The 10,337-nt window shown below is 54.1% G+C and carries 10 protein-coding genes; 6 read left to right on the top strand and 4 right to left on the bottom strand.

The features are described from left to right. Window positions 1-51: 51 nt before the first annotated feature. Both IM295_RS17355 and IM295_RS17350 read left to right on the top strand, forming a co-directional pair. Window positions 52-2,229: a type I secretion system permease/ATPase gene (locus tag IM295_RS17355; RefSeq protein WP_047368514.1), complete on the top strand. Its 2,178-nt coding sequence runs from the start codon at window positions 52-54 to the stop codon at window positions 2,227-2,229. Further along, a complete protein-coding gene (locus IM295_RS17350; protein WP_028013086.1) occupies window positions 2,226-3,401 on the top strand; it encodes an HlyD family type I secretion periplasmic adaptor subunit in 1,176 nt (391 codons plus the stop codon). Before IM295_RS17355 ends, IM295_RS17350 begins: the two co-directional genes overlap by 4 nt. 34 nt (window positions 3,402-3,435) lie before the next feature. Here IM295_RS17350 and IM295_RS17345 read toward each other — a convergent pair whose 3' ends face one another. Continuing rightward, window positions 3,436-4,320: a MarR family transcriptional regulator gene (locus tag IM295_RS17345; RefSeq protein WP_193067116.1), complete on the bottom strand. Its 885-nt coding sequence runs from the start codon at window positions 4,318-4,320 to the stop codon at window positions 3,436-3,438. 281 nt (window positions 4,321-4,601) lie between these two features. On the opposite strand from IM295_RS17345, the gene IM295_RS17340 reads away from it, so the two are divergent. Next, window positions 4,602-6,065: an EAL domain-containing protein gene (locus tag IM295_RS17340; RefSeq protein WP_193067059.1), complete on the top strand. Its 1,464-nt coding sequence runs from the start codon at window positions 4,602-4,604 to the stop codon at window positions 6,063-6,065. A gap of 25 nt (window positions 6,066-6,090) precedes the next feature. On the opposite strand, the gene IM295_RS17335 is transcribed toward IM295_RS17340, so the two are convergent. The 3 genes from IM295_RS17335 to IM295_RS17325 all read right to left on the bottom strand — a co-directional run bounded on the left by IM295_RS17335 (window position 6,091) and on the right by IM295_RS17325 (window position 7,749). Beyond that, a complete protein-coding gene (locus IM295_RS17335; RefSeq protein WP_028013089.1) occupies window positions 6,091-6,363 on the bottom strand; it encodes a YqjD family protein in 273 nt (90 codons plus the stop codon). A gap of 119 nt (window positions 6,364-6,482) precedes the next feature. Continuing rightward, window positions 6,483-7,151, bottom strand: a complete 669-nt coding sequence (locus IM295_RS17330; protein WP_028013090.1) for an epoxyqueuosine reductase QueH — start codon at window positions 7,149-7,151, stop codon at window positions 6,483-6,485. Window positions 7,152-7,272: 121 nt separating this feature from the next. After that, window positions 7,273-7,749, bottom strand: coding sequence for a GNAT family N-acetyltransferase (locus IM295_RS17325; protein ID WP_193067058.1), 477 nt, complete (start codon window positions 7,747-7,749; stop codon window positions 7,273-7,275). Window positions 7,750-7,839: 90 nt separating this feature from the next. Between IM295_RS17325 and IM295_RS17320 the strand changes: the two genes are divergently transcribed. The 3 genes from IM295_RS17320 to IM295_RS17310 all read left to right on the top strand — a co-directional run bounded on the left by IM295_RS17320 (window position 7,840) and on the right by IM295_RS17310 (window position 10,295). After that, entirely contained in the window at window positions 7,840-8,778 is a 939-nt protein-coding gene (locus IM295_RS17320; protein ID WP_193067057.1) for a LysR family transcriptional regulator, read from the top strand. 91 nt (window positions 8,779-8,869) lie between these two features. Further along, window positions 8,870-9,145, top strand: coding sequence for a metal/formaldehyde-sensitive transcriptional repressor (locus IM295_RS17315; protein ID WP_028013093.1), 276 nt, complete (start codon window positions 8,870-8,872; stop codon window positions 9,143-9,145). A 31-nt stretch (window positions 9,146-9,176) separates the two neighbouring features. Continuing rightward, window positions 9,177-10,295, top strand: a complete 1,119-nt coding sequence (locus IM295_RS17310) for an S-(hydroxymethyl)glutathione dehydrogenase/class III alcohol dehydrogenase (RefSeq protein ID WP_041910069.1) — start codon at window positions 9,177-9,179, stop codon at window positions 10,293-10,295. Window positions 10,296-10,337 lie beyond the last annotated feature (42 nt).

The raw sequence follows: 10,337 nt of genomic DNA, 5'->3' as shown, positions 1-10,337 counted from the left end.
CCTCGCGGCCTTTTGGCGTTTCTTTACACGAATGGCGTTAACCCGGAGATTATGAAGACACATCCACAGTACGAACCCTGGCTGCAGGGCATGCTCATCATCGCGAAGCACTACCGGCTGGACTTTTCGGTGGAGCACGTTCGGGTCACGATTAACCATGAAAGTCAGTCTCCGCGCCAGCTGGTGCTGGAGGAGATGGCGCGCCAGCTAGGGCTGGGAATGCGCGTGGCGACGGATGCAACATCTCTCGATCCGTGGCGCCTGCCGCTGCTGGCGGAATTCACTGGCGGTCAAATCGCGGTCATTAACCGCATGGACAACGAAGGCAACGTAAGCCTGCAGTTCAGCGGCGACGGCGGGCTGGAGACGACGCTAACGCGGGACGCGCTCGGCTCACGGTTGAAAACGCTGCTGGTGCTGCGCCCGCTAGAGTCTACGCCGGATGCACGCGTGGACGACTACATCAAACCGTATGAGAAAAACTGGTTCTGGCAGCTGGCGCTGAAGGACTGGCGCCGCTACAGCGACATCATGCTGGTGGCGCTGGTCGCTAACGTGCTGGCACTCTCCGGCATGGTCTTCTCCATGCAGGTATACGACAGGGTGGTGCCGTCGCAGTCGGAGGCCACGCTGTGGGTGCTGTTTGGCGGCGTCATGCTCGCCATCGTGTTTGAATTCATCATGCGCATGCTGCGCGTGCATATTTCGGACGTGGTGGGGAAACGCGCCGACCTGCGCATCTCAGAACGCGTTTTTGCCCACGCGCTGCGAATTAAAAACGGGGCGCGCTCCAAATCAACCGGATCGTTTATCGCCCAGATCCGCGAGCTGGAGTCGGTGCGTGAACTCATCACCTCCACCACCATTGCGGCGATCTCCGACCTGCCGTTCTTCCTGCTGTTCGTCTTTATTCTGTGGATGATTGGCGGCCCACTGGTGCTGGTGGTCCTGCTCGCTGTGCCGCTGCTGCTTATTCCGGGCCTGCTGGTGCAGCGCCCGCTGGGGAAACTCTCCAGCGAAGGGATGCGCGAATCTGCCATTCGTAACGCGACGCTGGTAGAAGCGGTGCAGGGCATTGAAGACATCAAGCTGATGCGCGCCGAGCAGCGTTTCCAGAACCAGTGGAACAACACCAACGACGTGGCCGCCAGCGTCGGCATGAAGCAGCGCTGGCTGACGGGGCTGCTGTTGACCTGGACTCAGGAGGTGCAGTCCATCGTCTATGCGGTGGTCCTGCTGGTGGGCTGTTACCTGGTCATCAGCGGCGACATGACCACCGGTGCGCTGGTGGGAACCTCGATTCTGGCATCGCGTACCATCGCGCCGCTGTCGCAGATCTCTGGCGTGCTCTCGCGCTGGCAGTCGGCAAAAGTGGCCCGCAAGGGGCTGGACGACCTGATGCAGCGCCCGATTGACGATCCGCAGCACGGGAAGAAGGTGCATAAAGCCCACCTGCGCGGGGATTACCGGCTGGAAGACGTCGGCTTCTACTATGACGAGGAAGAGAAACTCACCGTGCTGAACATCAGCAAACTGCAGATTCGCGCCGGTGAGCGCGTGGCGGTGCTCGGGCGTAACGGCTCCGGTAAAAGCACGCTGCTGCAGCTTCTGGCGGGCATGCAGGAGCCGCAGCAGGGGAGCATTCTGCTGGACGATATTGCTCTCAATCATCTGGACCCGGCCGACCTGCGTCGCGACATGCAGCTGCTTAGCCAGCAGGCGCGGCTGTTCTTTGGCTCCGTGCGGGACAATATCCTGATGGGGAACCCGCTCGCCACCGACGATGAAATTCATCAGGCGCTGGTCAATAGCGGCGCGCTGGAGTACGTGCGTAAGCAGAAAATGGGGCTGAACACCATCATCAACGAGGGCGGAACGGGCCTCTCCGGCGGACAGCGTCAGGCGCTGCTGCTGGCGCGCGCGCTGATAACTGCCCCGAATATCCTGCTGCTGGATGAGCCTACCGCCTGGCTGGACGAGATGAGCGAGAAGCAGTTTATTCAGCATCTTCACAAATGGCTGGGCAAGCGCCGGACGCTGGTGGTGGCAACGCATCGCCTGCCGATTCTGGATTTGGTCGACCGCATTATTGTGCTGGAAAACGGCAAGGTGGTGATGGACGGCCCGCGCGACGCGATCCTGCATCAGCACGGGCTGGCGCCGCAAAAGGCGGCACAGCGCACCGTGACCATGAAGCCGGCGGCTGTAGCAGAGGAGGGTGCGGCATGAACGATTTCTCCCGTTATAACAGCCGTCTGAAAGAGCCGCGCCTGCCGCGTTCCTCGCTGGTAGCATGGTCGCTGTTCGCCCTGCTGGCGGTGTTTATCGCCTGGGCGAGCCTGTTCCAGCTGGACGAAGTCACGACCGGCAGCGGCAAGGTGATCCCGTCCTCCCATGAGCAGGTGATTCAGTCCCTGGAAGGAGGGATTATCCACAGCCTGCTGGTTCGCGAAGGCGATATCGTTGAGCGCGGTCAGCAGCTGGCACAGCTTGACCGGACTAAAACCGAGTCCAGCGTGCTGGAGAGCGAGTCTCGTCTGAACGCGGCGCTGGCAACGGCTGCGCGACTGAAGGCCGAAGTTAACGACACGGAACTCGCGTTTCCCGAGGAGCTGGACGATGACGTTGAGCTGGTCAAACAGGAAACGGCGCTCTATCAGTCCCGTCGCGAGAGCCTTGAAAAAGGGCTGGCCGGCTTACGTCAGGGCGCCGAGCTGGTGCAGCGCGAGCTGTCGTTGACCCGTCCGCTGGTGACCCAGGGGGCGGCCAGCAAGGTTGAGGTGTTACGTCTTGAGCGTCAAAAAAATGAGCTTGAGAATAAAATCACCGAGATGAAAAATCAGTATTACGTCCGCGCCCGTGAAGAGCTGGCGAAAGCCAACGCGGAGATTGAAGCCCAGCGTTCGGTGATGAAAGGGCGTGAGGACTCCCTGACCCGGCTGACCTTCAACGCGCCGGTGCGTGGGATTGTGAAGGATATTGACGTGACGACCGTGGGCGGCGTTATTCCCCCGAACGGCAAGCTGATGAGCCTGGTCCCGCTGGACGACCAGATGGTGGTTGAGGCGAAAATCTCGCCGCGCGATGTCGCGTTTATCCACCCCGGCCAGAAAGCGCTGGTGAAAATTACGGCCTATGACTACTCCATCTATGGCGGGCTGGAGGGCGAGGTGACCATGATTTCGCCGGACACCCTGCAGGACGAGGTGAAAAGAGATGTCTACTACTACCGCGTCTATATCCGCACCGACAGTAACCACCTGACCAATAAGCAGGGCAAAGACTTTCCGGTCTTTCCAGGGATGATTGCAACGGTAGATATTAAAACCGGCAGCAAAACCATCCTGGATTATCTGTTGAAACCGCTGAACAAGGCAAAAGAGGCGCTGCGCGAAAGATAAAGATTGGCGTTCGGGATACCGAACGCCATTTGTATTATACCGTTGACGTTACGTTGTTTGGGTGGCGTCGCTCCTTCGGCACCACGTTAATGTAATGAGTAACATAGGCGAAATATAATCCGGCATAGTTTTCGACCAGTTCGAAAAACGCCGGATACACCGACAGGCGACCGTCACCGCGATCTTTAAGATAACCTGCCTCATGCGCCGATTTGATAATCCGGTTGACGTGGATCCGGGAGACAAAGAATTCTTTAGCGAGCGTGCTGGCGGAGTATTGAATAACCGCGCCGTGGGCGGATTTGTTTTTTATGGCCTGCAGGTAAAGATACAGCAGAATCATGCGGCCTCCATCCTTATCAATAAATAACCCCACTTCCGGTAAAACTTTTCTGAACGTTAATCCCCGAAAAAGATATTCTGCCGCGCGGCGGAAGAAATTATTTCTCAATGTGTCATTATCCAGCAGGTTAACATCAATATTAAACGTCGGGTAAAGAATGCTGACGGGTAAAAATGCACCGGACATATAGCGTTTGAGTTCATTCAATCCTTTTTCGGTTGGGGCAATTCTCGTTTTTCGCCGGTCTTCCGTACAGCGCCAGGTCCTGATGCGTCCCGTGGTTCGGAGTAACGTAATGATCGCAATAACGCTGTTGGGGCTGGCTATTTTATAGCGGGAACATAACTCTTTTATCTCTGAGACGGATTCGGCCTGATTGCCAAATATAAAACAACACATGGAAAGAATAATGTTAAACCGTGATTCCTGAAGCATTGTCTTGTAGAACAAGGGTTGTTTTTTGTAGATGGCGTCATTGATTGTGTAGTGCTCTAATATTGCCTCACTAAACCGCGGGTTGCTTTTTATAACATCCCTTCGATGTAGCAAGGCCCTGGATGAGATGTGATTATCCATAGCATTTTTCTCGTATTTGATGAGCCGATAGATGAAGTATCCAGCCTTCTTTTTCGGAATTTTCATTATACCTGAGAAAAAGTGGCTTGCGGTCGGTATTTTAAAAGAAATATAGAGTTATATTTATGCGTGGGAAAAGGGTGATTAACGCAAAGATGTTACAGTGCATGGCGTTGATAACAGTATCTTAACCTGATGGTGTATTGTAAAATTATTATACACACCGCTGTTGGTTTCCATACTCATAATAATAATGGCGCTTTCGTGCCCAGGAGCAGGTTATGACCCACCAAATTTCTCTCAGGAATGTTGCGTGCAACGAGCAAAGATTTGTCATTTCAACCTGCGGCTTTACGTTTCAGGGATATCACCTGCTGCTCAAAAAGTACGGCATAGAGACTGCGCATATTCACTTTGATGGAGATGCGTTATCTGATCCTGACAAGGAAAATATCCTTATTCATCAAAACGCTCACATCGTAGTGTTCCTGGGAAAAGGTACGGTAGCTCTCCTGGAGAGCCTGACGCGACTGGCAGCCGTACTCAATTCACTTCCTGTTATTCGTCGTGTTACCCTGTATGGTGATATACCGGACAGCTGGCTGTATCGAACCCTGGGTAGTCTTCTAAATAACAGTCATCAATTATCATTGATTCGCATAGCCAGCGTATCTGATGTAATAACCTGTTTCCACACCCACAATAATGGCTTTAAGGACCGCTCGCGCTTATTACGCGATTACTATCTGGACTGTTCTTCGTCAGAAAAGCTCAAATGGCTGACAAGAAGAGAGGTTGATGTTTTATTGAACTTCTATCGCGGCATGTCTATAAAAGACCTGTGCGACAAACTGAGGCTTTCTAATAAAACGGTTTACACCCATCGTAAAGAAGGTCTGCAGAAATTACATTGTATCAAGCGATGGTTGAATGAACCGCGCAATGTAAAAGTGGAAAGGCGGATTAAAAGCCAAAATCAAAGAGTGGACTTCACGGATAAAGAAGCGGAAGTTTTTAATGCGCTGGTGAAAAGGGAGATATTTCCCGCCTACCAGATCATTACCGATCGTGACAAGAAAGGGGTGGGGTTTGAGATACTTATTCGCTGGAATAAGAACGGTAAAATAGTAAAGCCAGCGCGTTTTCTGAATGATATCGCTAATTATGAAGTATGGCTAAAGATTACGGCTATGGTGATCCACGCCGCCGTGTCCGGGATAAATAAATATAACGGTAAATTCTATTTTTCCGTTAATATTCCGCCTCGCCTGGCGTCCGGGAACGCGCTGCCAGAGATGGCCAGGAAAGCCATCGGCATGCTGCTTAACCCCCAGTGGGCAGAAAAGCTGGTCTTTGAATTCGCGGAAGATATTGATGTAACGAAAGATAAAAGCATCCCAGAAACCATGCGGCACCTGCGTAATACGGGGTGCAAACTGTTTCTTGACGACTGCTTCTCAAGCCATCATGCCATGTTCCCCGTGAGGCAGGTGCATTTTGATGGGCTGAAACTGGATCGGGACATCGTCGATCATTTTGTGGCGAACGACAACGATTATAATCTGATTAAAGCGATACAGATTTACAGCGATATGACCGGAACAGCTTGCATTGCAGAGGGCGTTGACAGTGAGGAGAAGTTTGAAAAATTAGTCGAGCTGGGTGTGAAAAACTTTCAGGGATATTATCTCTCGCGCGCCGTGAAAGAGGAGGAATTAGACCGCATGGTGAGATTGTTCAGCTAAAAAATAAAGCCCCGAAGGGCCTTGTTTATTTGCGTCCCAGCAACAGGCCAAGCACAATACCAACCGCACCCGCGGCGATAAGACCGGTGAGCGGGTTATTTCTGACCGCTTCAGTCACGTCAGAGACAGCATCGCTGGCCTGTGCGGCATATTTTTTCGCAGCACCTTTTACCTGATGCTTCGGTGAATCAACGAATTCACCGAACTGCTGCTGGGCTGAACCTGAAAGTTCATCAAATTTATTTTTTGCTTTGTCTTCAGCAAACTGGGTGTTTTTATCAGTACCGAAATCAGACATTTTTGCCTCCTTTTGTTGATAGTTAAAGGATAGCCTCTCTTTGAAAAGATGAGAGGCGGAACGCTAAATTTCGGAGGGAATTGGCCGGTTTTCGGATATATCTACACCAGAAGAGGGCGTTATTTTTCGTTCTCATCCTGGCCGTAATACAGCTTGCCAATGCGGATAAGCGGGCGGCCCTGAGACTTGCGGTGCAGGTTGCTGTCCCGAAGGGAATACACGCAGCCGCAGTATTCCTGCTGGTAAAACTGTTCCCGCTTGCTGATCTCAATCATGCGTGATGAGCCGCCCTGTTTGCGCCAGTTGTAGTCCCAGTAGACCATCCCCGGATAGCGCGCTGCCGCACGCTGGCCGCAGTCATTGATCTGCTGCATATTCTTCCAGCGAGAGATCCCCAGCGAGCTGCTGATAACGCTGAAACCATTTTCCGCCGCGTAGAGCGCCGTACGCTCGAAGCGCATATCGAAGCACATGGTGCAGCGGACGCCGCGCTCGGGCTCCCACTCCATGCCTTTGGCACGCTCGAACCAGTTATCAGTATCATAATCGGCATCAACAAACGGCACGCCGTGTTTTTCTGCAAAACGAATGTTTTCTTCCTTACGGATGAGGTATTCCTTTTGCGGATGGATGTTGGGGTTATAGAAGAAAATGGTGTAGTCAATGCCCGAGGCCTGGATAGCTTCCATGACTTCACCGGAGCAGGGGGCGCAGCAGGAGTGCAGCAGAAGTTTATCGGCGCCGTTTGGCAGGGTGAGCTGCGGGCGGATGAAGGGGGTTGTACTCATGTTGTTCTACAATATGTTAATGAAATTTATGGAATTGTAGCACAAGTTATTAATGTCTTCAGACGGTACTGGCGGGAATCGAGGATCCGCCTGGTCGGGATCCTCGCGCTGAGCGGTGCCGCTATTCGGCAAATTTGAGCAGCGCTTCGCCGTCAAGACGGTAGCGCACCCATTCGGACTGCGGCAGCGCGCCAATGCTGAGATAAAAATCGATGGCGGGCTGGTTCCAGTCCAGCACGCTCCATTCAAGGCGGCCACATTGCCGTTTTACCGCGAGTTGAGCGATATGTTTCAGCAGCGCTCTGCCTGCGCCTTTACCGCGGTAGTCCGGGGAAATGTACAGGTCTTCCATATAAATCCCGTTGCGTCCAAGCCAGGTCGAATAGCTGGTGAAGAACACGGCATAGCCGGCGATCCTGCCGTCAAACTCAGCGATCAACGCCTCGGTTTTACTGCCCGCACCAAAGAGGGTTTCCCGGATCTCGTCCGGCGTGGTTACGACCTCTTCGGGGGCTTTTTCATATACCGCCAGCTCATAGATCATGGCGTAAATAGCCGCTGCATCTTCGGGACGGGCCTGACGAAGGGTTATGTTCATTGTTTTTCCTGTTTTTTTGCACGGTTCGCGATTGATGGCGTTAAGCATACGGAGTATTGTCCGAAGAATTAAGTGCAATGAAATCAACAAATGATGAATATTATGCATCCGGCGCTGAGACGTCTTGATTTAAACCTGCTGCCCGTTTTTGACGCCATTTACCGCCACCGTTCCGTTCGCCTCGCAGCCGACGAGCTGGCGATGAGCACCTCGGCGCTGAGCCATGCGCTGTCGCGTCTGCGCACAGCCCTTAACGATCCGCTCTTTTTTCGGGAAGGGCATCGTATGTCCCCCAGCGTGTACGCCTCTCAGCTTGCGCCTTCTATTGCTTCCGCATTGTCGTTCCTTAATCAGGAGCTGACCCCGCAGCCGGAGTTTGACGCCGCCAGCAGTACCGAAAGCTTGCAAATTGGGATTACGGATTTTACCGCGCTATGTATTTTTCCCGCCCTGATGCACAAGCTGCAGACTGCTGCCCCGGGCTTGCGTTTCGAATTGCGCTATCTGCCGCACAGCCCGGCGCTGACGGAACTCCTGGCCGGTGAAGTGGATCTGGCGCTCGGTTTCAGCACCGAGGACGATATCCGCCATCCGGAACTGGAAGAGATCGGCTGGTTTGAAGATGAGTATGTGGTCATCAGCAACGCACGCCGGACCCGGCTGACGCTGGAGGATTATCTCGCTGCCCGACACCTGGTGGTGACGCCGTGGAATGAAAAGCAGGGCGTCCTGGACGTGCGGCTCGAGCAGCTGGGCTATACGCGGCACATTGCGATCAAAACGCCGTCGATGCTGAGCGCGCCGTTTATCGTTGCGGATAGCGACCTGCTGATGGCCATTCCTCGTTACGCCGCCGAGAAGCTGGTGGCGGCGGCGGAACTGAGGATTTTTGCCTTGCCGTTCTCTATTCCCAAATTTGAGGTGAAAATTTACTCGCATAAGCGCAGCGGCCAGCGGGGGGCGACCCGATGGCTTCAGGAGGAGCTGCAAATGCTGGCGCAAGATTGCAGGGGGATGAGTGCCGGATAAGCTCAGCGCGATCTAGATTTCACGTTAAAAGTAAGTTTACATATGTAAGATAACTCATATACCATACCCCCCTATAGTATCAGGAGGGCATATGCCGCACTCACCCGAAGATAAAAAACGTATTCTTACCCGCGTCCGCCGCATTCGGGGCCAGGTTGATGCCCTTGAACGCGCGCTGGAGTCGGGCGACCCCTGTCTGGCCATCCTGCAGCAAATTGCCGCCGTGCGCGGCGCTGCCAATGGCCTGATGGGCGAAATGGTTGAAATACATCTCAAAGACGAGCTGGTGACGGGAGACACAACGCCGGATCAGCGAGCCGTACGCATGGCGGAAGTCGGCCATTTGCTGCGCTCTTATCTAAAATAAATCCACACACCTGACAAAAAGGGAAGACATGATGAAATCTCGCGCAGCTGTTGCATTTGGCCCCGGCCAGCCGCTGAAAATCGTCGACATCGACGTCGCACCGCCGAAAAAAGGCGAAGTGCTGATCAAAATCACCCATACCGGCGTGTGCCATACCGATGCGTTTACCCTCTCCGGTGACGATCCGGAAGGCGTCTTCCCGGCGGTGCTGGGTCATGAAGGCGGCGGGATTGTGGTGGAAGTGGGCGAGGGCGTGACCAGCCTGAAGCCAGGCGATCACGTTATCCCGTTGTACACGGCGGAATGCGGCGAGTGTAAGTTCTGTAAATCCGGCAAAACTAACCTCTGCCAGGCCGTGCGCGCCACTCAGGGGAAAGGGCTGATGCCGGACGGCACCACCCGTTTCTCCTACAACGGTGAGCCAATCTATCACTACATGGGTACCAGCACCTTCAGCGAATACACCGTTTGCGCGGAGATCTCGCTGGCGAAGGTCAACCCGCAGGCGCCGCTGGATAAAGTCTGCCTGCTGGGCTGCGGCGTAACTACCGGCATTGGCGCGGTGCATAACACGGCAAAAGTCAAAGAGGGCGACACCGTGGCGGTGTTCGGTCTCGGCGGTATTGGTCTGGCAGTTATTCAGGGCGCGGTGCAGGCGAAGGCCGGGCGTATCATCGCGGTCGATACCAACCCGGAAAAATTCAAGCTGGCGGGTGAAATGGGCGCGACCGATTTCGTGAACCCGAAGGATCACGAGAAACCGATTCAGGACGTCATCGTTGAGATGACCGACGGCGGCGTGGACTTCAGCTTCGAGTGTATCGGCAACGTCAACGTAATGCGTTCTGCGCTGGAATGCTGCCACAAGGGCTGGGGTGAGAGCATCATCATCGGCGTGGCCGGGGCAGGACAGGAGATCAAAACCCGTCCATTCCAGCTGGTAACCGGACGCGTCTGGCGCGGCTCCGCCTTTGGCGGCGTGAAGGGGCGTACCCAGCTTCCCGGCATGGTGGAAGACGCGATGGTCGGTAAAATTCAGCTCGACCCGTTCATTACCCACCGTTTACCGCTGGAACAGATCAACGAGGCGTTCGATCTGATGCACGAAGGAAAATCCATCCGTACCGTCATTCATTTCGGCGACAAGTAACTCTTCTGCCAGCGGTTTTTAGCCGCTGGCATTTCTTTAATA

The sequence above is a fragment of the Enterobacter cloacae complex sp. P14RS genome (assembly GCF_014895895.1).
Lineage (GTDB): Bacteria > Pseudomonadota > Gammaproteobacteria > Enterobacterales > Enterobacteriaceae > Enterobacter > Enterobacter bugandensis.
Note: the sequence above shows the minus strand (reverse complement) of the source record. Positions and strands in the feature narration are given on the sequence as shown.